Annotated in this window: 23 protein-coding genes; 16 read left to right on the top strand and 7 right to left on the bottom strand. The window is 50.4% G+C overall.

Going from position 1 to position 24,826, the window contains the following annotated elements; genetic code table 11:
* The first annotated feature begins 84 nt into the window (after window positions 1-84).
* The 4 genes from JMJ16_RS32855 (at window position 85) to JMJ16_RS54740 (ending at window position 6,045) form a co-directional block, all read left to right on the top strand.
* Window positions 85-2,742, top strand: a complete 2,658-nt coding sequence (locus tag JMJ16_RS32855) for an NACHT domain-containing protein (protein ID WP_201388463.1) — start codon at window positions 85-87, stop codon at window positions 2,740-2,742.
* Between the two features lie 78 nt (window positions 2,743-2,820).
* On the top strand, window positions 2,821-4,329 hold the full coding sequence (locus tag JMJ16_RS32850) for a M20/M25/M40 family metallo-hydrolase (protein ID WP_201388462.1): 1,509 nt from the start codon (window positions 2,821-2,823) through the stop codon (window positions 4,327-4,329).
* Window positions 4,330-4,438: 109 nt separating this feature from the next.
* On the top strand, window positions 4,439-5,314 hold the full coding sequence (locus JMJ16_RS54745) for an ISL3 family transposase (protein WP_236601767.1): 876 nt from the start codon (window positions 4,439-4,441) through the stop codon (window positions 5,312-5,314).
* Between the two features lie 38 nt (window positions 5,315-5,352).
* A complete protein-coding gene (locus JMJ16_RS54740) occupies window positions 5,353-6,045 on the top strand; it encodes a transposase (RefSeq protein WP_236601766.1) in 693 nt (230 codons plus the stop codon).
* A 17-nt stretch (window positions 6,046-6,062) separates the two neighbouring features.
* Here JMJ16_RS54740 and JMJ16_RS32840 read toward each other — a convergent pair whose 3' ends face one another.
* Window positions 6,063-6,809, bottom strand: coding sequence for a bifunctional 2-polyprenyl-6-hydroxyphenol methylase/3-demethylubiquinol 3-O-methyltransferase UbiG (locus tag JMJ16_RS32840; RefSeq protein ID WP_201388461.1), 747 nt, complete (start codon window positions 6,807-6,809; stop codon window positions 6,063-6,065).
* 465 nt (window positions 6,810-7,274) lie between these two features.
* Between JMJ16_RS32840 and JMJ16_RS32835 the strand changes: the two genes are divergently transcribed.
* Both JMJ16_RS32835 and JMJ16_RS32830 read left to right on the top strand, forming a co-directional pair.
* On the top strand, window positions 7,275-8,402 hold the full coding sequence (locus tag JMJ16_RS32835; protein ID WP_201386714.1) for a WD40 repeat domain-containing protein: 1,128 nt from the start codon (window positions 7,275-7,277) through the stop codon (window positions 8,400-8,402).
* Between the two features lie 332 nt (window positions 8,403-8,734).
* A complete protein-coding gene (locus JMJ16_RS32830) occupies window positions 8,735-9,865 on the top strand; it encodes an ISL3 family transposase (RefSeq protein ID WP_201388459.1) in 1,131 nt (376 codons plus the stop codon).
* A 184-nt stretch (window positions 9,866-10,049) separates the two neighbouring features.
* Here the strand turns inward: JMJ16_RS32830 and JMJ16_RS32825 are convergent, their stop codons facing one another.
* A complete protein-coding gene (locus JMJ16_RS32825) occupies window positions 10,050-10,451 on the bottom strand; it encodes a hypothetical protein (RefSeq protein ID WP_201388457.1) in 402 nt (133 codons plus the stop codon).
* 654 nt (window positions 10,452-11,105) lie between these two features.
* Between JMJ16_RS32825 and JMJ16_RS32820 the strand changes: the two genes are divergently transcribed.
* Entirely contained in the window at window positions 11,106-11,468 is a 363-nt protein-coding gene (locus JMJ16_RS32820) for a hypothetical protein (RefSeq protein WP_201388442.1), read from the top strand.
* Between the two features lie 857 nt (window positions 11,469-12,325).
* On the top strand, window positions 12,326-12,958 hold the full coding sequence (locus JMJ16_RS54735) for a transposase (protein ID WP_201388455.1): 633 nt from the start codon (window positions 12,326-12,328) through the stop codon (window positions 12,956-12,958).
* Window positions 12,959-13,037: 79 nt separating this feature from the next.
* On the opposite strand, the gene JMJ16_RS32810 is transcribed toward JMJ16_RS54735, so the two are convergent.
* From JMJ16_RS32810 to JMJ16_RS32795, 4 genes are all read right to left on the bottom strand, one after another.
* On the bottom strand, window positions 13,038-13,841 hold the full coding sequence (locus JMJ16_RS32810; RefSeq protein WP_236601849.1) for a bifunctional 2-polyprenyl-6-hydroxyphenol methylase/3-demethylubiquinol 3-O-methyltransferase UbiG: 804 nt from the start codon (window positions 13,839-13,841) through the stop codon (window positions 13,038-13,040).
* A gap of 497 nt (window positions 13,842-14,338) precedes the next feature.
* On the bottom strand, window positions 14,339-14,893 hold the full coding sequence (locus JMJ16_RS32805; RefSeq protein ID WP_201388451.1) for a hypothetical protein: 555 nt from the start codon (window positions 14,891-14,893) through the stop codon (window positions 14,339-14,341).
* A 119-nt stretch (window positions 14,894-15,012) separates the two neighbouring features.
* On the bottom strand, window positions 15,013-15,621 hold the full coding sequence (locus tag JMJ16_RS32800) for a hypothetical protein (protein WP_201388449.1): 609 nt from the start codon (window positions 15,619-15,621) through the stop codon (window positions 15,013-15,015).
* Between the two features lie 404 nt (window positions 15,622-16,025).
* Complete coding sequence (locus JMJ16_RS32795; RefSeq protein ID WP_201388448.1) at window positions 16,026-16,502, bottom strand: GNAT family N-acetyltransferase; 477 nt, start codon at window positions 16,500-16,502, stop codon at window positions 16,026-16,028.
* A gap of 421 nt (window positions 16,503-16,923) precedes the next feature.
* On the opposite strand from JMJ16_RS32795, the gene JMJ16_RS32790 reads away from it, so the two are divergent.
* From JMJ16_RS32790 to JMJ16_RS32780, 3 genes are all read left to right on the top strand, one after another.
* Window positions 16,924-17,778: a helix-turn-helix transcriptional regulator gene (locus tag JMJ16_RS32790; protein WP_201388446.1), complete on the top strand. Its 855-nt coding sequence runs from the start codon at window positions 16,924-16,926 to the stop codon at window positions 17,776-17,778.
* Between the two features lie 139 nt (window positions 17,779-17,917).
* Window positions 17,918-18,526 (top strand): dihydrofolate reductase family protein, encoded by a 609-nt coding sequence (locus tag JMJ16_RS32785; protein ID WP_201388444.1) that lies wholly within the window; start codon window positions 17,918-17,920, stop codon window positions 18,524-18,526.
* Window positions 18,527-18,628: 102 nt separating this feature from the next.
* Complete coding sequence (locus JMJ16_RS32780) at window positions 18,629-18,766, top strand: hypothetical protein (protein WP_201388443.1); 138 nt, start codon at window positions 18,629-18,631, stop codon at window positions 18,764-18,766.
* A 1,254-nt stretch (window positions 18,767-20,020) separates the two neighbouring features.
* Here JMJ16_RS32780 and JMJ16_RS32775 read toward each other — a convergent pair.
* Window positions 20,021-20,383: a hypothetical protein gene (locus JMJ16_RS32775; RefSeq protein WP_201388442.1), complete on the bottom strand. Its 363-nt coding sequence runs from the start codon at window positions 20,381-20,383 to the stop codon at window positions 20,021-20,023.
* A gap of 440 nt (window positions 20,384-20,823) precedes the next feature.
* On the opposite strand from JMJ16_RS32775, the gene JMJ16_RS32770 reads away from it, so the two are divergent.
* From JMJ16_RS32770 to JMJ16_RS32750, 5 genes are all read left to right on the top strand, one after another.
* A complete protein-coding gene (locus JMJ16_RS32770; protein WP_201388441.1) occupies window positions 20,824-21,231 on the top strand; it encodes a hypothetical protein in 408 nt (135 codons plus the stop codon).
* A gap of 516 nt (window positions 21,232-21,747) precedes the next feature.
* A complete protein-coding gene (locus JMJ16_RS32765; RefSeq protein WP_201381254.1) occupies window positions 21,748-22,239 on the top strand; it encodes a site-specific integrase in 492 nt (163 codons plus the stop codon).
* A gap of 3 nt (window positions 22,240-22,242) precedes the next feature.
* A complete protein-coding gene (locus JMJ16_RS32760) occupies window positions 22,243-22,875 on the top strand; it encodes a tyrosine-type recombinase/integrase (RefSeq protein ID WP_201381252.1) in 633 nt (210 codons plus the stop codon).
* A 335-nt stretch (window positions 22,876-23,210) separates the two neighbouring features.
* Window positions 23,211-24,416 carry a tyrosine-type recombinase/integrase gene (locus JMJ16_RS32755; RefSeq protein WP_201388440.1) on the top strand — a complete coding sequence of 402 codons (1,206 nt, stop codon included), beginning with the start codon at window positions 23,211-23,213 and terminating at the stop codon, window positions 24,414-24,416.
* The gene (locus JMJ16_RS32750; RefSeq protein ID WP_201381238.1) at window positions 24,413-24,820 is read left to right on the top strand and encodes a DUF6262 family protein; all 408 of its coding nucleotides are present in this window, start codon (window positions 24,413-24,415) and stop codon (window positions 24,818-24,820) included. Before JMJ16_RS32755 ends, JMJ16_RS32750 begins: the two co-directional genes overlap by 4 nt.
* Window positions 24,821-24,826: the final 6 nt, after the last annotated feature.

Here is a 24,826-nt window from a genome sequence, read left to right as displayed (position 1 = left end):
TCCCACTCTACATGGGCAAAAAACACTTTGGCCAGAGATCCTGTTAGTGTAGATACGGTGCGCTTGTGGGAGGGGGGGTATCGTATGCCGTCGTTGGATGCGAGGGAGCGCCTGTGTAACCTTTTTGGCATGACGGTAGAGGAGCTTGGGTTAAATGGACGTAGTTCTCAACAGGTATCGCAGACGGTTATCCTTGATCGACCGGAAGAGCCGGAGCCACCAGGTCAAGCTGCTGCCTTTCACGAAGAAGCAGAACCAAGAGCGAGAAAGATATTATCTCGGGGAAGTGATAGCCGGACGAGAATGCTCAGACGGTTTCAGTCACGCTATATTGCTGGTGTACTCGATCAATACCATTTGCGACTCATACCGCTTGAGTTGGAAAACTGCCCAGATGCGATTGCTAGTCCCTGGCTCAGAGCATCGCGAGAAGCCTCTCTTTTCCCCACTAGAGTGCCTATGGGGACATCAATTGTCGATGTCTTTGATGCTGCGGATGGAGAGCTGCTCATTTTAGGAGAAGGTGGTGCAGGAAAATCAACCTTGTTGCTAGAGTTAGCTCGTGATTTAGTTGGTCGGGCCAGACAGGACGATACTCATCCCATTCCGGTCATCTTTCATTTGGCTTCATGGAAGCCGCAGCAGCTATCACTTGCGGCATGGCTGGTTGAAGAGTTGAATACGAAGTATCAAATTCCTCGGCGGCTGGCGGCGCAATGGATCGAGCAAGATCAGATTCTTCCATTGTTAGATGGACTCGATGAATCTTCCGCGCAGGGCGCTTGCATTGAGGCGGTCAACCACTATCGGCAAGATCACGGACTGGTCAACATGGTGGTGTGTTCGCGTACGAATGATTATCTGTCCCAGCCTGCCCGTCTTATTTTAAGCAGTGCGGTGATGGTGCAGCCGCTTTCTGAAAACCAGATTGAAGCGTATCTCGCGCAAAGCTCTGAGTTGGTGGCGATGAAAGTTGCACTCAAACATGACGCCGACTTGCGAGAGCTTTGCTCCACACCATTGATGCTGAGTATATTGGCATCGACGTATGCAGGAATGACAGTTAAAGAGGTTTCTCAAACAAGTTCTTCTGAAGGCCATCGTTCTGCTCTGTTTGATCGCTATGTTGAGCGATTGTTACGGCGGAGACCTTCTCAGCAGTATAGCGATCAGAAGGTGATGAAATGGCTTGGCTGGTTAGCATGGTATATGAGGCGAAGTGGTCAAACAGAAATTTACCTAGAGCGTTTACAGCCGGAGTGGGCGCTGCATACTCGGCGGCTCACTCATTATCAAAGTATGATCATTCGCCTGATTTATGGGATTCAGGCCATCGCTATTTCTGGATCGTTTGCTTGGTTGCGCGGAGGAAGATTGGCCGGGCCGGGGCAGGAAAATATTTTTGGCGTGGGGGCTGGATTATTGGGTCAGCTTGGCAGTGGACCAGGGAATAAGATTTTTGGCTGGATGGCACCAGGGCTTGGTGGAGGACTGGATGCTTCAGGAAGCTTAGGGATTTTTCTCTCTCTTCTCCTGCCCATTGTGATCCTCCTCGCCAAGGAGACACTCACGCTTTCATGGAAAGCAGTATGGCGAGGAATATTTGCTGGTGGACGAGCTGGTCTGTTGTTTGGCATTCCTATTGGCATTATAGGTATGCCATTTTTTTTCCTCACGGCTGGAAACGTCTCTCTCTTTTTAAAAATCATCCATGCCCTCTCCTTTGGAACAAGCGTCGGAATCTTTTGCGGGCTGATTTTGGGTTTTCAGCGTGGGCTTCTGGCGTGTGTGCGAGTGTCACAGGACGAAGCACCCCAGACGAAAACGAGCATACAGCGAACTTGGAGCCAAAAATTCGGCGATACAATCATCTTGGGCTGTCTGGCTGGTGGAGCCTTTGGACTTGTTGATATAGCACTACACGTAGTGGCATCAACGACAATCACCTTTACCCTTATCGTTGTGGGCGTAGGTATGGGTTTTGGTGGAGGAAACACGCTGATACCTGGATTAGCAAGTGCTATTCGACCAGCAGAAATTGTATCATGGTCATTTTCTGGTGTGAAACGTGATTTTGGACAAAACATTGTCAAAGGAGTGACTATCGGGAGCGCGATTATGCTCAGTGCCATGCTTGTTTTGGGAGGAGGAAGTGCGTTGTTTAACGGGCTGGTCTACGGTTTTCGCTTTGGACTGGTCTGTGGGCTGATGATTGGCCTTATTACCTCTGTGACCGCTTTCTTCACAGCAACACTAAAAAGTGGTTGGACGAGCAACATGCTCTCTGAACATTATTATAGTCTTTCCAATGAAGGCATCAAGAGATCACTCAGGCATGGTCTTCTTGCTGGCGGCATCTTTGGGTTGGTAGGAGGACTAGCTTCTGGCTTTGTGGCAGGAGGAGCCTTCGGGTTGGTAGGAGGTTTGTCTGGTGGCTACGTGCTCGGAATGGATTTTGCAATCATCTTCAGCCTGATTTTTGCCTTAGAGTTCGGGTTGTTACATGGTTTGATTGCGGTCATTGAACATTATGTTTTGCGTTGGTATCTCTATCGAGCTGATCTGATGCCTTTAAATATGGTAGGCTTTTTGAATGAGGCTGCGGAGCGTATGCTCATTCGTAAAATCGGTGGTGGCTATATGTTTTTCCATTATGACTTCCTAAACTATTTTGCTCAAACGCATGAGGAAGCCTTGAAGCTTCAGCCGGAAAAAATGTCCAGGTCAAGCAAAATCATGTGAGAGAAAGAGTGTTATACTCAGAGCAATAAACCGCTGGCTTGTTTAAGAGCACCAAAGCGGGCATAAAGGAAGAGAGATATGAATTCTCTGCTCATTAGTGTATTTTGTGTCGTTGCCATTCTTGTTCTCCTGGTAGGAATCGTCCTGGTGCGTACCCTGATGTTTCAATCGAAGCAAATGATCGTCCCAAAAAAGGTATGCTATCCTCTTGACCGGGACCAGGCCGTTCAGCGCCTTCAAGGAGCCATCCAGATCCAGACCATCGCCGAGGTTCCCGCAGGCATAGAGATTGATTGGAGTCAATTTCGCAAGTTCGAGGCATACTTGCAGCAATCTTTTCCGTTGATCCATTCTAGACTTGAGAAGACCGTCATCAACGATCACGGGCTGCTTTTCCTTTGGAGGGGAAGCGACGATCAGCAGCTACCTCTGCTTGTCACAGGCCACTATGACACCATGCCTGCGACAGGTGAAGGGTGGAACTATCCACCATTTTCAGGTGCGATTGCCGAGGGCTATCTTTGGGGCCGGGGGACGCTTGATGACAAAGGGAGTGTTCTTGCCATTCTCGAAGCGACTGAGTTTCTTCTTCACGAAAACTTTCAGCCAACGCGCTCCATCTACATCGCTTTTGGGCAGGATGAGGAGCCGAAAGGGCATCGAGGAGCCGAAAAAATCGCGGCCTATTTGCAAGCACAAGGACTGCACTTTGAAGCGGTCATTGACGAAGGCTTATTTACGGTCCAAGGAATGGCACCAGGTCTCCCAAAATCGATCTGGGTCGATCTCGTCGGAACAGCGGAAAAAGGATTTGTTGATCTCAAATTGATCGCGCATGCCAATGGTGGACATAGCGCCATGCCACCACGCCAAACGGCCATAGGCATTTTATCGGCAGCCATCAATAAGCTCGAAAAGCATCCCTTTCCGGTTCGTTGGACCGAGTCAATGCGAGAGCTGTTTCGCTATCTGGGGCCAGAGATGACCTTCCCCTTCAAAATAATATTTGCCAACCTATGGCTCTTCCGTCCTGTGATCGAACGACAACTAACGGCTGCTGAACGCAGCAATGCATTGATGAGGACAACGACTGCTCCCAGTATCTTCCATGCTGGTGAAAAGGCAGCCACGATGCTGCCGCTGACAGCAACCGCTACTGTCAATTGTCGCTTGCTTCCAGGGGATACTGTTCAGAGCGTCATGCAGATGGTTCGAGCCATTATCGACGATCCACGCGTAGAGGTCGAACCTATCCCTGAGTTGTGTGGAGAAGCTTCGCCAGTGATTTCGCCGGTCGATACATGGAGTTTTCACATGCTCCAGAAGACGGTCCAGGAGACGATAAGCGATACGCTTGTCGCTCCATCGCTGGTTGTTGGCGCGACCGATGCTCGTCATTATGCTTGGGCGCAGCTTTCGACGAACGTCTACAGGACGTTGCCCCTCAAGGTGCCTCAGGAGGATTTAGCGGGACCACATGGGATCAACGAACGGATCTCCCTGGATGCCTATGTTGAAATGATCAACTATTATATTCAACTCGTGCGCAATTTTAATGGGGATAGTGCCTGTAAATCCCAGGATTAAACGGCTCATGGCCGCTCTTGGTGCATACTGCTTGTTTGCTTTTATGCATTGGCAAATAGTGATATAGTTCCTTCTAAAAGAGCATTTCATCATCAAGAATGAGGTCGTGATGGAAAGGACGCCCCTGCTTCCCCTGCCTGAAGGGATGTTGATTGATGAGATCCAGATCACCGAAAACGGTTTGGGCATTGCGGTCGTTGCGACACATCCTACATCGTGTTGTCCATTGTGTTCTGACCTGTCATCCTCGATCCAAAGCCACTATCGCCGGGTCTTGCGTGATGTGCCCTGTGCAGGACGCCGGGTTCAGTTGTTCCTCACCGTTCGGAAATTCTACTGCCGCAATCCTCTCTGTCAGCGGAAAATCTTTACCGAACGTCTCCCAGCCTTTGTGGAACCCTGGGCCAGGATGACGATCCGGCACTGCCAGCAGATCACCTCTATCGGATTGGGCACCTGTGGCAAAGGGGGCGCCAGGCTCGCCGCTCGTTTGGGCATCCAGACCACTCGCCAGACGATTCTGCGCCGCATTATGGATCTCCCCGATCTCCTTCGCGGATCGATTCTCTTTCTTGGGATAGACGATTTTTCGTTTCGGCGTGGCCTCCGCTTCGGGACGATCCTGGTGAACCTGGAAAGCAGGCGAGTGGTAGACCTCTTACCTGACCGAAAAGCGGACACCTCGGCAGGCTGGATGCGCCAGCACCCCGATCTGATGGCGATCAGCCGGGACCGGGGAGGGGAATATGCCTCTGCTGCTGCGGCTGGCGCGCCCCAGGCCATTCAATATGCGGACAGGTTCCATTTGCTCAAGAATCTTAGAGAGGCTTTGGAGGGCTGCTGGCGCGCCATTTGGCAACTCAGTGCAAACGTGAGGCACAAGCTATCCTTGATGAGCAACCACCAGCGTGGCAATCCAAACGAGCGGTCAGATCTTCTCCAAAGCTGGAGAGCCTTCAACACAACCGACGCGAGGAGCGTCTAGCCCGTTATGAGCAAGTGATCGCTTTGCACAAGCTCGGCATGAGTCAAGCCGCTCTTGCCCGCCAGGTCGGCATGGGTGCCAGCACTGTGCAGAGCTGGTTGGCTGCTGGGATGTTTCCTGAGCGCAAACCGCGTGAACAGAGCAACCAACTTGATCGCTATCTTCCCTATCTTTTTCAGCGCTGGGAAGAAGGCTGCCACAATATTGCGTGCCTTTTTCGAGAACTGGTGGAGCAAAACTACAAAGGATCCTATGAGAGTGTGCGTGACAATCTTGTCCGCCTGCTTCCGACGGGGCGGAAGAACCTGGCTAACTCCTCGTCGAAGGCACCTGTTCTCCCCACGTCACGGCAAGCTGCCTTCCTCTTTCTTCATCGCTCAGAAGAACTGCGCGTCGAGGAACAGGAGACACTCGTCAAGCTTCGCCAGATCAACCCAGAAGTCGATCTGGCCTATGACTTGGTTCAGCAATTTGCCCAGATGCTGCGCACACGCACTGGAGATCTCCTCGATGCCTGGCTCGCCCAGGTGGAACAAAGCAACCTTCCCGAACTCCAGTCCTTTGCTGCTGGCGTTGAGAAAGACAAAGACGCGGTGAGAAATGGCTTAACCTGGCCGATCAATAACGGCATGGTCGAAGGCCACGTGACCAAGCTGAAATTGATCAAAAGACAGGGGTATGGCAGAGCAGGTTTTCCTCTCCTCCGCCAGCGGGTACTCCACGCAATCTGAGAAAAGCCCTCTTTCCACTATCTCGCTTCTTTCAGAGGCGAAACGCGCGTAGCAAAAATGACCAGGTAGCCAGGGACTAACCAATAGCGTTCAGCACCGTGCAACTCGGCAACCGTTTTCTCTAGTTGAGGCTCAATCACCCTTTGGAGTATGCAGCCCGCTTGAATCACACTGTTTAGATACGTACTGAGTGGGCGATGGATGAAGTATCCTCCATAGGTTTGTTTGATGGTTCGTTCCTCAAAATAGTCCCGGACCTCGACATAGCCTTTTTCCTTCCATGCTGATCCTGTTTCTTCAAAACACGGATGGAGGATGGAAAAAAGGAGTCCTCCACCGCTCTTGAGTGCCGCAACACAGTTCTTGAGTGCAGGTTCATAGTCGGGGATATCCATCAAGACCATGTTCGCAATCACAAAATCAAAGGTATTCAAGGGTGGCGTCCAGGTCGAGAGATCAGCTTGCGCATAGCGAATCCCTAATGGTTCCTCCTGTTCTCGGCTCCGCGCATACGTGTAGAAAGCTTCGGATGGCTCGACACCTGTGATGCTTGCTCCCTTTTTGGCAAGGAGCCGACAGAGATATCCTTGGCCACATCCTGCATCCAGAATGCTTTTGCCTCTCACATCTCCAAGCAGGGCAAAAATGGCTGGGTTCAGAAGATGTTTGCGCGTGAAATCCCCTTCCTCACCAAACCCTTCGATGAGATCCTGAGGATATTCAGCATAGGCCTTAATCACGTCTGCATTGGTTATTTCTGTCATGACTTCCTCCTGGCATCTTTTTCCTTTGGACATATTGGCAAGAAAGTATATCACATGAGTACCAAACAAGCAGTATGCACCAAGAGCGGCCATGAGCCGAATAATGTTGGGATTTACACTCCTCTACCTAAATCTGCCGTGAGTTGTTCGAGGAGATCGCCAATCCCGGCGATCTCCTTTTCTTTCGCGCAATCCTACAAACTGCCTCATCACCCACGGGCCTACATAGGCACAATCATACCACCCTCTTCACTACATCTCGAAAAGTGAACACGATTTTCTACGTTCTTCCCTCAGCTTTTTTGATACATAAATGATACCGTATTGCTATCTGATTCTCCCCAGAGAACGGCTAAACTAGAACAAGAGCTAAACAATACAGCATGGTGTTCTCAATCCAGTCCCGCACAAGAACTGGCACAACATCAAAAAGTAGGGAATTACACAGATGAAAGGACCCGATCAGTGGACTTACACTCACACGAAGATGGGAACAAAGCAGCAGAACAGAGAGCCGGGAGAGGACATATTTCCCGGCGGAGCGCCTTGATAAAGCTGGGATTGACAGGCCTGGCCCTGACTGGAGGAGGGGTAGTCTGGACCTCATGCAGTGACCCAACTGCCTCAGACTCCGATGTCCCGGTTATCAATGCCTCGGTTTCCAACAAGAATGGCACGACCGTCTTCGTGGTCTATCGGGGACATACGAGTTCTGTCAATGGGGTAGCATGGTCCCCGAATGGCAAGCGGATCGTCTCTGGCAGTAGCGACGGTACCGCCCAGACCTGGGACGCGATCACGGGTAAAAACATTGTGATCTCTCAGGCCAAAGCTAAGCTTTCACCTTATGTAGATTCGGTTGCCTGGTCACCCGATGGATCTCGTATTGCATTCGGAGACGGGGAAACAGTGCAAATTGTGAATGCGGCCACTGCACATCATACATTTACGTATGCCCCTTCAAGTGACGGATTTGTTTCTTCTCTAGCCTGGTCGCATGATGGGTCTCGTATTGCTTCAGTAGGGAGTGACAATAATCAGCAAGTGATACGCGTCTGGAATGCCCGGACAGGGAAAACGTTGCTGACATATCATGGGCATAACAGGGACATCAATGCCCTGGCGTGGTCGCCCGATGACAAGTGGATTGTTTCTAGTGACAATAATAAGCAGGTGCAGATATGGAATGCGGCGAGTGGAAACAAACATCTGATTCATACAGGTTATGGTGAGCATGATATTGTCAAAAGCGTTGCCTGGTCGCCCGATGGAAAGCAGATTGTTTCAGGAAGCGATAATTACACAGCTCGTGTCTGGGATGTGGCTACAGGCCAGACGCATCTTACTTACAGCAAGCATTCCAGCGGAGTATGGGGTGTAGCCTGGTCACCCGATGGCAAACGGATTGCCTCAGCAGGTGCGTATCCCGATTCAACTGTTCAGCTTTGGGATGCAAAGACCGGAGGCAACGTCTTTGTCTACCGTGGCCATTCTCCAGATGATGCGGTGTTATGTGTCGCGTGGTCACCCAATGGGAAGATGATCGCATCAGGAAGTCTGGATCATACAGTTCAGGTCTGGCAGGCGAAGTGAGCCGAAGCGGAACCACCAGAGGTGGGGCACACAGAAATAGTTTGATCTATAATAGCGAGGAAACAAGTGATACTCTTTATTAAAAAGATGGGTTCACTCTGTTTCCTCATCTGTCTCATTCAATCAAGATAAAGCCGTGTAAATGCTTCGGCGAATGCAAGACCAGCATCGCTTCCAATCGATGCCGCACGCTTTCGCCACCCCTCCCTCAGAGCGAGAGGCAACTGTAAATCCCAACATTATTCGGCTCTTACGCAACCTCGATGACGAAAATTGTGATATACTGGGAGTTGAACAAAATTTCTCCATTTCTTTTTCTCCGAGTAGAAAGCATGATCATTCTTCCCGAACTTTTCGATCAAGGCATGCAACTCTTGCAGGTCACGGTGGCTGATGAGATCACCCTCACCTTCTGTGCCACAACTCCGAGCGCAGCATGTCCCGATTGTGGAACCACCTCCGCACGGATACACAGCCGCTACAGCCGCATGCTCCATGATCTTCCTCATCGGAGGCGACCGGTCCATTTGGTGCTCCAGGTCCGTCGTTTCCGCTGTCAAAAGAGCACCTGTGTACGCAAAATTTTTGCCGAGCAATTTCCCCAGCTTGCTCGGCCCCATGCTCAACGCACACTCCAGCTACAAGAGGCTCTGTGCCAGGTAGGCATGGTTCTGGGAGGTCAAGCAGGAGCAGACTTGGGATACCAACTCGGCTTTTCTGGAAGCTGCGATACCATTTTGCGCCTCCTGCGAACCTATCACCTCCTTGAAACGACACCTCCAAAAAAGGTTGGGGTCGATGATTGGGCTTGGAAACGTGGACATCGCTATGGAACGCTTTTGTGTGATCTGGAGCGTGGAACGGCCATTGATCTGCTCCCAGATCGGTCTGTGGAAACCGTCGCCGCGTGGTTCCAAGAGCATCCAGGGATCGAGTTGATCAGTCGAGATGGCTCCTCTGAGTATGCAGCTGCTGCCCTTAGAGGCGCCCCTCAAGCTGTCCAAGTGGCAGACCGGTGGCATATTTTGAGAAATCTTGGGAAGGCACTCAAGAGCCTCTTAACTGTTCACTTCACAGCGCATCGGAAGAAGAAGACGCTGCAAGCAGGCATAGACAAGGAAGTGAATTTCCCGCAGGAGCGTTCCAGAAGGCTCTATCCGCAGCAAGAACGCCTCCAGCAAGTTCATCGTGATGAGCGCCTTGCCCGGTATGAGCAGATGATGAGTCTGATCAAACAAGGCTTGACGCATCGTGCCATCGCTGATCAGGTCGGGGTGGGTCTCACGACGATCCAGAACTGGCTCAAGGCTGGCTCCTTTCCAGAACGCAAGCCTCGTGAACAATCCAGCCAGCTGGATCCCTATCGGGCCTATGTCCAGAAGCGACGTTCCGAGGGCTATCATAATCTCATGGGGATCTATCGAGAACTGCAAGCACAAGGGTATCAGGGCTCCTGTCATTAATACCATAAGTTCGCCAAAAGGGGGCAATATGTGTCAATCTTTCAACTTGGCGGATATATGTGTCAGTACTCTCAGTCGAAGATTAGCCTAGCCTCATGGCCCTTCGTCTCTTCGTTCTGGCTGAAACCGGAAGACAATGCTAAGGCTTAGCGTTGTCTTCCGGTCCGTTTGTAATCGAGGGCTATTACTCCAAGCTCACCGCTGCTCGCTCGGCCTTACGCGGCCAGTACGCTGTCACCAGCACCACCAGCATCGCCAACATACCAGCGATCCCGACAATGCCGAACAGGTTCTTGAGGGGAGCAGGCTCGCCCTGGATGTACACCAAAAGATAAAACACGATCGACGGGATAGCTAGCCCGCCGCAAAATGACCGTAACCTTCCACACAACGCCAGCACGAACGCGACGAGCGACACTATTCCCAACACGAGGGCACATGCGTAGATCAGTGGGATGGCCGGGAATACCAGCCCTGTTCCATCTGAAGCCATTGCGATACAAAAAATCACAACCATTGACAGCAAGAGGACACTCCCCAAGCCAAAACCAATCATACCGAACAGCCATTTATTCTCATGCTTCACTATATATCAAACTCCTTTAACAAACGATCCTGTGCGTCTCTTTCCACTCCACAGGATTGCATCTCTCATTGCTGCAAAGTATAAAGCAGAGAGAAGTTAAAGGCATGGGATGAATGACCTATTTTCGACGGTCAATCCTGGCATGTTGTGAGAGGCTGCACGAAGACCTTGAACTGAACAGATCAATAACATCGACAGCCGGTGGAACCACAAGTCACCTTCCGACAAAAGTGGTCTACATGGTAAATGACGTCCGAAGTGAGCGGGTTTTGCCCTCCGACGTGAGCACTTGCCCTCCCATGTGAGCACTGGTACAAAACGACGTGAGCAAACCGCTTCACATCTGGGATATCAGCAAAAAAGAGTGTAAATAACGTCCTGTGCAAGTTTTTAAGCGACCAACTGATCGAGTTGGAGACAAGGAGTCTCCTGTTGCCAGTTGAACCGGACGCAGAAGGGCTGCATCTGAATGCACCTCAAATGCGATTGCGCAGATGCCAGTGGCGTCTTTCGCGTGGATCGGATTCTTCGTGGAGGAGTTACAAAAGTGGTTATAAGCAGAGTTATGTATCCCCACTGCGCATCCATGTGCTATACTGCTCTCAGCAAACGGAGAAAAAGCGTTCTTTGTCGGAAAGAAGGAGAAACTTCGCCATGTCTTTGACGGTCCTCACTCGTCTGCGCTTGGCTGGTCGCCTGTGCAGGCGTGGCTCCTGGTTTATCCTGGCGGTAGGCCTCATTGTGAGCATCTGTCTGTTTTTTGCTATCTATAGCTCTTATATGGCTAATCCTAGCCCCAACAGCCCCGCTCCTCCCCTGGCCACATGGCTGGTTTCATTTGCTCTCTCAGGAATACTAGTTCTCTTCACTTCTTTCTTTTTCATCCTTTTCTTTGCCGTAGGAGCCTGGCTTGAGTATCTAAGCACACAACAGGATTCACAAGAGAAGCAGAGTTCGCAAAACACGGATCGAGAAACGAATTATGAGCACGTGGAGATAACTTCGCTTCCACGCTAAATCTTTCTCCTTGTATGGGCTCTGCCTGAAACAGGATCAGAGCCCATGTGAAGGTCTAGCTCGTCTCACTCACCCGATGTGGAAGTTCTTTCTGCCGCCTGCGGCAGCGAGAGAAAAAAGGGGGCTGGGGACACCCCGCCAAGGGCAGTGCCCCTGGACCCGTTTAGAAAAACTTGTACATGGAGTTAACTACTTGCGTCGCCACGCGACATGCATTGGCCGCGTTCTGCCTCAACCGATGGAACCGGCGGTGTTCAAACCTTCACTACATGGCTCATCCTTGGACCCAAAAATAGGCGAACTTTCAGCCTCTGTACCAGGAAAAGATGAGAATCTGATTTCCGAACCTTCGGGTAAATCACCATCCCCGTTGTTATTTACACTCTTTTTTGCTGATATCCCAGATGTGAAGCGGTTTGCTCACGTCGTTTTGTACCAGTGCTCACATGGGAGGGCAAGTGCTCACGTCGGAGGGCAAAACCCGCTCACTTCGGACGTCATTTACCACTACAGGATACAATAGACACTTGACAAAAGATGCATAGCAGATAAAATCATCATTTACGAGTATATCTGTATGAGTGATCATTAGTCGTGCCGATTGATCGTCCTTCACCCGCAAAAGGTGCTCACCCTTCAACGCATTTCCGAGACAAACGGACCATAAAATTGCCAGATTGACACATATCACCGCCTAGATTCGAGAAACAACCTCGACTTTGACAGAGAAACCCTCTGAAAGTTTGAGTGCGGCTTTTTGGGGCAGGTTTTTGAGTCAATCTCGATTTCGGGCGAGGATATGTGTCAGTAAAGCGAAGAACAAGTTTTCTTGTCACGCTCAAGAGACTGGCGATTTTATGGGACAAAAACGGCGAACTTATGGTAATTTCCACAGCTCCTACGAGAACGTGCGGGTTCAGTTTGCTGACCCCTCACAGAAAGCAGGAACTAAGCGGGGTGCTCGCCGCCTCCCGACAGAGGCACTGCCATCCTCACGGCAAGCCAGTTGGTTGTTTTTGTGTCGTCCGGAGGAACTCACAGCAAAGGAGCAAGCCACAGTGACCAGGTTACGACAGCTTCATCCGGAGGTTGACCTGGCCTATGTCTTGGCCCAGCAGTTTGTTCAGATGCTGCGTACACACACCGGAGAGCGGCTTGATACGTGGTTAGAAGCTGTAGCCTCCAGTCCTCTGACCGACTTAAAATCCTTTGCCGGCAGTGTGTATGAGGACAAAGAGGCTATTCTTGCGGGTCTCACAAGGGCAGAGAGCAACGGCCCTACTGAGGGCCATATTACCCGTCTTAAGCTGATTAAACGAAGCATGTATGGTCGGGCCAAATTTGATCTTCTGCGCATTCGCGTGCTCTTCTCTCCTCAAAAGGATCTCCGAACGCAAGAGACGGTGAGAAGCTCTCCTTCCTGGAGATCTGGAGTGGAAAAAACATGCAACGCTCAGCGTATCACGTTTGGCGTCATAGGGGTTGCGTAAGAGCCGTTTCCTGTTGGGGTTTACACCGAGTAAGGGTTGTTGCTCCCTTCCTTGCCATCAACAACTCCACTGGCATGTACTACGAAGCTCTTTGAGCGACGATGATTTCATAGACGAAGTTTCGGATGACCTCTCCGTTGTATTTCGATTCAATCAGGTGTTCAATGTCCTGGAGGAAGCCACGTCGCGACTCGTCATTGAGGCTATTCACCAGGGAGTCAGTGTGTAACCAGCCTGTGTAAGAAGCGGTTGAGTAACTCATGGGAATTTCAGAATAGTGACGTTCGATAGAGCGAAACTCAGGCAACTGGTCCAACTCTGGGTACATTGTTGGGACGTTGTCAGGTGTCGTTGGCTGGAAGAACGGATCGTTGCTCAGGCCCCATTTTATATAATAGGGCTGTGTATCTGCAAAGAAGCCAGGTGTACCTCCCTGTACATGGTGGACATGAAGGATTGCCAGGAATCCTCCTGGACGGAGAGCCTCGGCGGACTTTGAGAAGCGGACAGCAGGGTCGAGCCAGTGGAAGGCATTTGCACTTACCACAGCGTCAAACTTCTGGCTCGGCAGAGCCCATTCTTCAAACGAACTTACTTCAACTTGTGCATTGGGAAACTGCTTGAGGTTTTGTCTGGCGAGAGCCGCAAGGTGGGGGCCGAGTTCTATCGCTAGCAAGTCTATGCCATGTTGGGCCAGCGGGACACTGAGCTGTCCTGTCCCACAGCCGATCTCAAGACCCCTGCTTCCCTTGTGAAGGTGGGACAACGCGATGATCGTATTGACCACCTCCTGTGGGCACGGTGAACGATACAAGTTGTAATAGTCGGCAACAAAGTCGAATGACTCCCGCCGGCGACCGGATTCCTCGTTATTGACATTCATAGTAGTCACTGGGGAAATGGTACCATCTCCTTTCGTTTTATGAACACGGTAAATCCCAACATGCAACTCTCAGCGTACCACATTTCGCGTCATCGAGGTTGCGTAAGAGCCGTTTAATCCTGGGATTTACACCAGATCATGATGAGGTTTCACCAGCCTCAAGTTATTTACAACATTTTACGTTGACACCTTAGATGAGAAGCAGTTTCCTCAGATGCTATCTGGCCAATTCCTACAATTCGCGCTGATTATTTCACGTTCACCTCAAAAGTGTTGCTGATTTCGCCTTATTTACTAAAAGGGCATACAATCAATGGGTGCGGCAAGTTTTTTTGCGTGAGGCGGCGTCCAGGGAAGCAAGCTCCGCTCTGCGTTGGTAGCTTGCAAGCAATTGAACTTCTTGCCATGGCCGATAGCTGTATTAGACAAAGGGTCTACTGATCTGTAGAACTGTCTCTCTAATTGACGAAAACTGCCAGGGGTATGAGAATTGAACGTCAGACAGAACTGGTGACATCTTTCGTTGCACTCCTCCTCATCAGGGCGGATAGGCTGCAAACAAGGATGAGGAGTGTGCTGAGTATGCAGACCCACCAGCCCAATCCCGTGATGGGATAAGGCGATAGATAATCGCCAAACATGTTTCTTAACATGACAAGCAGAAGGTTTTCCCCACTGATAGGAACTGCATCAAACATCAAAAACAAGCTGCATACTGCGAGCAGACTGAGCAGAAGACAGAGCAATGGGAGAACAATACTGGGTTTTCGCGTCAGTACCATGATGATACCAAAGAGCGTATTTAACCCGAATATGATGAGTATGGCCCACATCGACCAGTAACCAATCTGCCACGCAGTAGCGTAACTAACACGCATTGGAACGACAAAGCTATCCCACCAATAAGCGTAGAACTGCAGAAGTTGTAGACCACTTTGCGTGCGGAAATAAATTGGATTAAAGCCAACAGGCAGAAATAAGAAGCTGACCAGCCCAACGGCACCTGCGAGCAAGACTAGAAATCCTCCTGTACGTGCCAATGTTGATTTCATGTTATGCGACATCCTTTCTGTCTCTCTCTACTCTTGGTAGTAATTACCAAAAGTGAGCAGGTTTTGAAGGTCAAGATTTCGCCTGTCACTCTTGACGCCTATTATCACCTATCTCGTATTCAAGAAGTTTTTTGTGTAACCTGAAACGTTTGAGGTGCATACTTTTTTGCATCCGCGATCAATTCCTGGCGTGTTTGCTCATTCAAAAATCCTTCCAGCGGAAGCATATGTCTATAGCGGCTCATCTGGGCAGCCAGCAAGACCCAGCCTTGAATAGCAGGGACATGTTGCTTAATACCGTCCTCAACGGAAAGCCCGAAAACAGCAGGCCGATAAAAAATGAAACCCTCGATCCTCTGTCCTGTCCGATAAAAACGCGTAAAGTACGCGCTGTTTCCACCATACCAGTCTTTCCTTAGTTCTTTGATATTGTCCCAGGGAGTGTAGACCTTAGAACCAAGGCCATACAGGATGACCCCCTCTGAGGAGGTGACCAGGCGCATGCGCCGAAAGCCAATAAAGACCAGAATGCTAAGAACAGGCGTAATAGCCCCCAGAACAAGCATCACTATGCGCGACGCTATATCAAGAAACATGTTAGACAGTTGAATGAATGGCACGCCCAAACCAAGACCAAGGGCAAGAAGAAACAGGTGCGCAACTAGCAATATGCTGTTCTGCTTATAGACTTTTTGTGGAGCCGATGCTGAGGACTGAGCCTGAACCATTTTGTGCCTCCTGAAAACTCATGATTTTCATCTAAGATTCGATTGAGGAAGAGAACCTTTGTATCGCTGTGAAAAAACATTTTGATAGTAAAAGTATAGTGGTACTGGCAGAGAAAGCTACATAGCAAATTCGTATCATCTTTGTAGCTATTGCGTATCACCTTTGTAGCTGTTGCATAGAATGCTCAGGCGAAACACATCCACAATCTCCGCATTCTCTCTGAGAAAATGGTTACGTACCTGATAGAATGGTTCGCCAGCAGAGTCGCACAGAGCTTTTTCCTGACGCTGCCTCGCGCAAAAAAACTTGCCGCACCCGTTTGCACATACCATTACCAACCATTGCAATAAAATTGGCAATCGGCTAAACGGTAAATGACGTGAAGGATTAGCAGCTGTAGCTCTCAAAATGGTCTGTCTATATGCCATTGGAAGACCATCCCTTGAGAAGGATCTTCTCGCGGAGCACCTATCATCACAAAACCGGTCTTTTGTGCAAGACGCTGCGATGGGATATTATCGAGAGAGGTGATAATGGTGAGAACTTGCAACGTCGTTTCTTCTCTTGCATACTGTTGAAGTAAATGGAGAGCTTTTGTTCCAACACCATGATTGTGATAGCAACGTTCAAAGAGATGGTAGGCCACAAGAGCTTCACCAGTTTGCACATTCATATCGTGGAGAAGGATCTGACCAACACATTTCTGCTTCCAAAAAAGAGAAAAGTAATAGATATCCTCACGCTGCCTTGCTTGAGAGATCCAGTGATCCACAAAATGGGCAATATCTGCATCAAGAGAAAGGCAAAGAAGTATTTCTCTCGCAGGAACTCCAATAGAAACGTCATCGTTTCTGTATTCTGTACCACTATGAAACGCCATGTTTTCCTCCTTCGCCATACGTCTCGGTATCCTACATTCAAACTCGCAAAAAGCTTTCTATCGTAGCTTACCTCAGTTTCTTTCTTTGGACAAAGGTGTTATTGCAAGCATTATTAATAGTATGTGCAAACTATGTGGTAAATGACATCCGAAGCGGGCAGGGTTTGCCCTCCGACATAAGCACTTGCCCTCCAACATGAGCACTGATAGGAAAGTATCTGGGCGAGCCGCTCCACATCTGGAGTGATAGCATGGAATGATGTAAATAAGTTACCTCGAAAGCATAGTAGTTCACCTGGGCGACGTGCATGTAAATCCCATCAAATAAGCTCCAACAAAAATATGCGGAATTTTTTCAATACAATAGGTCATAAGTGCGCTTATAATGTAGACAACTGAGTCGCTATAGGGAGATTGTTGAATGTTGCATCAACCGATATATGCTCCGGTGCCAATGTTGGCAGCAGATGTGAACTGCTTTTGGGCACTTGAGCAAGACCAGGAAAGCTATAACCGTGAGGTGTACCTACCTGATGCATACATCGAAGTGATGATCAATGTGGGTGCGCCACTCATGTTGGAGAGCGAATACGGAATGCTCGAACTACCACGGGCATTTGTTAACCCGCTTCAAAATAAGCCGCTTCGGATTCGCGCTGCTGGTTTCTGCCAGATGATTTCGATGCAGTTGTATCCCTGGGCGGTCAAGCCGATCTTGAATATTGATGCTGATCCATCAACTGTGCATGTGATCGGCCTTGATGCAGATTGGCAGCGTTTTGCGGATGATCTGACGCAGATTGTCGCGCATCGAGGATATGGAGAAGCCATCGACTGCTATCAGGAATTTGTCTGCAAAACTGCTTATCGGCAGAAGCACGATCTCATGCTAATCCGCACTGCCGGACATTTACTGCATCGCTCTCATGGTCAAATCCGCATGGCAGACCTTGCCGCACAGAGCTACCTGTCGTCCAGCCAATTCGAGCGACAGTTCAAACATTACACGGCTATTTCGCCTAAAGCATATGCCCGGATTGTTCGCTTTGGTAGCCTCCAGGCCGCATTACTGGTGAATCCATCCATCCGATTAGCGGATCTGGCGGATGTCTATGGCTACAGTGACCAGGCGCACCTGATCCGCGAATTTAAGTCTTTTGCAGACTGTACACCACGCGATTTCGCTGCTTCTGCACCCGCCTATTTTGAACTTCGGCAAAATGAAGATTGGTGCGATTTCATGAAGCTGTATTTTCACTTATCTTACGCAGGGTGAGGGAATAAAGCAATCTCAGTAATGGAGTGATCTCCGAAACCTGGATATGAGAGAAAGGAAGAACCATGAAACTGGTAACCAATCACGTTCTGACGCCAACATCGTCCGACGACCAATCCATCGCTCGAGGAGGAGCACGATGAGAGAGCTCATGATCGACCTCGGCACCACCCTGGACGGCTACGCGTCGGGGGATGGCTGGCCCGGCTGGTGGGGTCTCGAAGGGCCGGAGTACCTCGCCTGGCTCGGCGAGCAACCACCGGTGACGTACCTGATGGGCGCGAACACGTACCGGCTGATGTCCGGCTTCGCCGGCGGAGAGACGCCGGCGGGAACCGCCGCGATTGAAGCCGAGGAGGAGGCCAGCGTCGACGAGCTCACGCGAGCGCCGAAGGTGGTGTTCTCGGCCTCGCTCGAGGAGCCCCTCACGTGGGCCAACACGACCCTCGTGCGCGGCGACGCCGTGCAGGCGGTCCAGGCGATGAAGGAGGAGGGCTCCGGCATCCTCAGCACGCTCGGCAGCGTCAGCCTGTGTCGGTCGCTGCTCAAGGCGGGTCTTGTAGACCGTTTCCGGGTGGTCGTCTTTCCCGTGATCACCGGTGCCACCGGCGCGGAACGCATCTACGACGGTTATCCCGATGTTGCCCTCGATATGGTTAGCACCCGAACGTTCGACGGCAGGATTCAGCTGCTGGAGGGCGTCCCCAGAGTGCTTGCCGGTCCGCCGGGCGTGAACAACGCTCCCTGAAGTCAGGGAACATTAACACGCTGTAGGCGAGCGTTGGGCAAAACGCTCCAAGTCTATCGGCCCAACGGACGCCCGGAGTACGCACCGTGATAGAGGTGCGTGATGCGTCTGCCCGATTATGGACAAAGCCCAGAGCAGCATGGCTCAGGTCGGCTCGCCAACCTGTATGGCTATGTCGCGCGACTGATGCGCATCATCGGGAAATTGTCCTGTCCTCTCCACAGATATTCATCTGCGTAAGGTGACTTACATCGTATTTCAGACTGATTGAACTGTTAATGCAGGTCGGGCAGTCCGTAACCCCTACGAAGCATATGATCTGACGCGTAGGGGCGGCTTGCCCCGCCCGCTCGAATAGAACAATCATCGCAAGAATTCTTATTAAACGCAGTTGGTGAAAATAATTGGTGATTATCCTCTCATTGCACGTATATAGGGATACCTTTTGGGGAATACGTGTCGTCAGGGTATAATCGCCAAAGAAAATACCTGTATCCAGTGTCACAACCGTCACAACTGTCACAGGCATTTCTTTTGTACTTTGATGCGGTAGTTCGCAGGTTATTCGTTCGCTGTCACAGCGTGTAAATCCCAAGATTGAGCGGGAAATTTCTGTCTCTCTCAGAGAGGCAAAAAAGGCTTCGTTGCCCTGCGATCCGCCCGCAGAAGTATGCAGAAATTTCCCGCTCAATCTTGGGATTTACATGCACGTCGCCCAGGTGAACTACTATGCTTTCGAGGTAACTTATTTACATCATTCCATGCTATCACTCCAGATGTGGAGCGGCTCGCCCAGATATTTTCCTATCAGTGCTCATGTTGGAGGGCAAGTGCTTATGTCGGAGGGCAAAACCTGCCCGCTTCGGATGTCATTTACCACTATGTCGTGATCAAGTCTGCTATTGTATCACCTTTCTTGGAAGCCTAGCTCAGCGGTGCAAAAAGCTGTGGGGCACCCATTGAGTGATGGTAAATGACGTCCGAAGTGAGCGGGTTTTGCCCTCCGACGTGAGCACTTGCCCTCCGACGTGAGCACTTGCCCTCCCATGTGAGCACTGGTACAAAACGACGTGAGCAAACCGCTTCACATCTGGGATATCAGCAAAAAAGAGTGTAAATAACAACGGGGATGGTGATTTACCCGAAGGTTCGGAAATCAGATTCTCATCTTTTCCTGGTACAGAGGCTGAAAGTTCGCCTATTTTTGGGTCCAAGGATGAGCCATGTAGTGAAGGTTTGAACACCGCCGGTTCCATCGGTTGAGGCAGAACGCGGCCAATGCATGTCGCGTGGCGACGCAAGTAGTTAACTCCATGTACAAGTTTTTCTAAACGGGTCCAGGGGCACTGCCCTTGGCGGGGTGTCCCCAGCCCCCTTTTTTCTCTCGCTGCCGCAGGCGGCAGAAAGAACTTCCACATCGGGTGAGTGAGACGAGCTAGACCTTCACATGGGCTCTGATCCTGTTTCAGGCAGAGCCCATACAAGGAGAAAGATTTAGCGTGGAAGCGAAGTTATCTCCACGTGCTCATAATTCGTTTCTCGATCCGTGTTTTGCGAACTCTGCTTCTCTTGTGAATCCTGTTGTGTGCTTAGATACTCAAGCCAGGCTCCTACGGCAAAGAAAAGGATGAAAAAGAAAGAAGTGAAGAGAACTAGTATTCCTGAGAGAGCAAATGAAACCAGCCATGTGGCCAGGGGAGGAGCGGGGCTGTTGGGGCTAGGATTAGCCATATAAGAGCTATAGATAGCAAAAAACAGACAGATGCTCACAATGAGGCCTACCGCCAGGATAAACCAGGAGCCACGCCTGCACAGGCGACCAGCCAAGCGCAGACGAGTGAGGACCGTCAAAGACATGGCGAAGTTTCTCCTTCTTTCCGACAAAGAACGCTTTTTCTCCGTTTGCTGAGAGCAGTATAGCACATGGATGCGCAGTGGGGATACATAACTCTGCTTATAACCACTTTTGTAACTCCTCCACGAAGAATCCGATCCACGCGAAAGACGCCACTGGCATCTGCGCAATCGCATTTGAGGTGCATTCAGATGCAGCCCTTCTGCGTCCGGTTCAACTGGCAACAGGAGACTCCTTGTCTCCAACTCGATCAGTTGGTCGCTTAAAAACTTGCACAGGACGTTATTTACACTCTTTTTTGCTGATATCCCAGATGTGAAGCGGTTTGCTCACGTCGTTTTGTACCAGTGCTCACATGGGAGGGCAAGTGCTCACGTCGGAGGGCAAAACCCGCTCACTTCGGACGTCATTTACCAAGTGATTGTAGGGAGAGGGTGAGCACATGTATGCGTGCCTGGATTGCGGGGTAAGATTACCCCCCAGGGCCAAAGGAGGCCATAGAGAGCGGGAATACTGCTCGGATGCATGTCGCCAGCGTGCCAGCAGGAAGCGCAAGAAGCAGGAAGCCGAGATAGCCCGCCTGATTGCAGGAGAGTATTTCCTTCCAACCTCAGATCCACACGCCACCCGCGACCGCTGGCTCTCAGAGCGGGCGACCCTCCTGCACCACTGTAAGGAGTTAGAGGCCCAGCGCAATATGGCCGAGGCCGAGGCCGCCTATCTCAAAAGCGCGAATGCTCTGTTAGAGGAGAGTATGCGCACCCTGGAAAGTGTTCTGGCTGACAAGGAGGCGGAGATCACCCGCCTGACCATCCTGCTAGAGAGCCAGAGCAAGCGCCGCACGCGTTAATCCCCTTCGATGGTATATCACTTGCACTCAGCCGGTATGCTGATACTGGTACTCTCAGCGTTTGCCCACCAGTGAGAAGCAAAAGGCTCCACCTGCACTCCGGAGCCTTTTGCTTGTTCAGTATACTTTTATTAGGAAGTATGCGAGGACATTGCATCTACCATAAATGAAGTATACGAACGAATTCACCACTACCTGATGATCCCAAGAGCCATGCGTGTAGCCCTGGACATCCAGGGCTATTTTCTTCCCTATCCCCAGTCTGTCATGCTTGTTGGGACATGCGCCCCTTGTTTTCCCGGCCTGGAAGACCCACAACCGTCCCCAGAGAGCCGTACACAAAACGACCGTTATCTAAAGGTAATAAGAGAAGCATCTTCATAGTCTTTAATGAGAGGAAATACGCTCTGTTTCACTGGCTATTGACGATATAACGCAGGTCCTGTAAGATAGTCTTCAACGTCCATGACATGGGACAATAACGAGGTTGATGATGAAAGTGGAAAGAGGAATCCCATGCCTGTCCAAGAAATTCTAACTGTTGACCACGAGATCCGATATGTCCTTGTTGATGAGAGCGGAGATCTGATCATTCCTGTCGTGCGCTATCTCAAATATCTTCATGCCATTGGCCGCGCACGGAATACACTCCGTGCGTATGCTCATAGTCTCTCCTTGTACTTTACGTATCTCGCACAAGAACACCTTGATCATGCTTGCGTGACGCTCGATGATTTGGCGGGTTTTGTTCTCTGGCTCAAAAATCCCTACCGTTCCTTGAAAGTGCTTCCTGTTCAGCCAGTAAGGCAAGCCCGGACGAATACCACCATTAATCAGTGTATTACAGCAGTTGCAGGCTTCTACGACTATCTGTGGCGGTGTGATGAACTCACGACTGATCTCACCGAGCAAACGCGCGGCTACCTGCCCGCCAGAACTCGCTCGTACAAACGTTTCTTGCACCATATCACTAACAGCCAATTGGTCGAGAAGAACCTCCTCAAGTAACAGGTGCCAAGACAATACAAGCCGAAGACACTGACCACGCTGCAAATTGAAACACTCATCAATGCCTGTGAGAATCTGCGTGACAAACTGCTCTTACGGCTTCTGTATGAGAGTTCTCTTCGCATAGGAGAGTGCCTTGCTCTTTGGGTTGAGGATCTTGATATTGAGCGCTGTCAGATCTCAGTTCGTGACCGGGGCCAGCTCATCAATAGAGCAGAAATCAAAACACCTGCGAGTTGCCGAAAAGTTGATGTCTCACGCGAATTGATCAATTCCATCTTGGATTACCTCGTGGTTGTTCATACCGAGGAGGTGGAAACCAATCACGTGTTCATTAAGTTGCACGGTAGACGCTCTGGTCAGCCCCTGGAGTACGCCGATGTCAACGATCTGTTTCAGAGGTTGAAAAAGAAAACGGGAATTGATGCTCATGCTCATCTGCTTCGTCACAGCTCTTTAACCAGCTTGGCTAAACATGGATGGCGACCAGAGTTGCTCCGAGAACGAGCCGGACATACCCAGATCTCCTCGACCTACCAACTCTATGTACACCCAGACGACGAGGAGTTACGAGAGGCGTGGGAACAAACGCAGGAACGGCTTCGTTTGAGCCAACCAGGACAGGAGGAAAGGTAATGCCAGCATCGCATTCCCACGTTTCTCCGTTTCCTTTTCCTGATCCGGTTGAAGCAGAGTTTGCCAAAGACATTTGGGATGCCCGCTGCATTCCGGGAACCCGCTATTCCCCTTGCAGAAGCGTTTTCTTCCTAAATTTCACGTACATTGCTCCAGCATTTCGCCCTGTCGTGAAGAGGCATATCCAGCTGACGCTCATGAAATACTCAGTCGATCATTGTAGAAACAAGATCCGTCATCTTGAGACCTTTCTCGATTTCTTCATATCGCGGCACCCAGACGCTACCCATTTTCAGCAGTTAGATCGTGCAGACACAGAAGCATATCTGGTCTATTTGAGAACCGATCATGGGAAACACTGGAGTGAGCAAGAGATGATTTATGCGCTTTCGACACTCAAGCAATTTTTGGAATACCTCCAACAACGATCAGCGTTTGAAGCACCTCACCAGCCGATTGGGAAACTCATTTGGCCCGATGATGTGGGCAGGAAAGCCAATTACTACAATGGCGAGACGGTAAAATATATCCCAGAAAGCGTCTTGCAACAAATTGATCAGCAGATCCATCTGTTTCCAGCAGAGCATTTGCCTGTCTTTATTCTGTTACGGGCGTCGGGCTGGCGCATCTCAGATGTGCTTAATTTACGATGTGATACCTGTCTGGAACATTCTCCGAGTGGATGGTGGCTTTGCGGCGACATTCGCAAAACCAATGTACTCAACCACAGAGTACCGATCTCTAACGAGATCGCAGCGCTGGTGACGACCCAGCAAAAATATGTGGAGGAGCATATTCCTCCTGAGAGAAACCCTCGCAAGTATCTTTTCCCAGCGCAAAAAGAAGACCGAACTGGGCTGGCTCAAAGTGCCGATGATTTTAGGTATGTGCTCACTTCCTTCAGCAAGAAAGCTGAACTGACTGATGATGCGGGAAAGCCCTTTCGCCTCAAGGCGCATGCCTTTCGTCATACCAAAGCCGTCGAATTGATCAACAATGGGATGAGCCTATTCTATGTGCAGAAATGGATGGCTCACCTTTCACCGCACATGACGATGGTGTATGCTAAACTCCTTGATCCTACCATGCGACGAGCCTGGGAAGAGGCATTTGCGAAAGGAGCGGTGCGCATTGACCCTGCGGGAGTCCCAAAGTCAGTCGATCCTGAGCAATTGGTGAAGGAGCAAGAGATCGAATGGGAGCACATCCGGCACAACCTCGATGCTGTTCGTCTTCCCAATGGATATTGTTTCAAACCAAAGAAGGCGAATTGCCCAACACAGGAAACTCCTTGTTACACCTGCCACCATTTTTGCACAACGCCCGATTTTCTCCCCCAATTTGAGCGGGAAGAACGCGAGATGCGTGAGCTGATTGAACTGGGGAAGAAAGCCGGGAGTGAGATTTGGGTTGAGCGGAACACTCAGAAAATGGGCAGACTGCTTCCGGTGATCCAGGTCCTGCGAAATGGGAATCTGCACCATCCGGCTGGCAAGGCCCTCCGTGAATACACGCCAGAAGAAAGGGCAAAGCGAGCATGAGAAACAAAACGTCGGTTCAGCCAAACACGCGTGGTCTCCTTGCATATGCGCAGCGTAAAACAATGGAAACTCAGCAGCGTGTCCACCAGGCCATTGACCAACTGCTGCGGGAACAAGCAGTCGTGAATTTCAACACGGTTGCGAAGATAGCACAGGTGACGAAGAGCTATTTGTATGCGCATGCCGACGTGCGAGAGCGTATCGAAGCGCTACGAACACAGCAAGGCCAGGAGCGTGTGGAACAACGATGGGCAGAACGAAGGCTTCATCAGGCTCGCACAGACAAAACGAAAGAAGTGTTGCTCGCCGCCAAGGATCGGCGAATCAAGGCCCTGGAAGAAGAAAATCGCAAGCTCAAGGAAGAGTTAAAAGTCGCTCGTGGAAAATTGTATGAACGGGTGTAAAAGGAG

It is taken from the genome of Ktedonobacter sp. SOSP1-52, from assembly GCF_016587395.1.
Note: the sequence above shows the minus strand (reverse complement) of the source record. Positions and strands in the feature narration are given on the sequence as shown.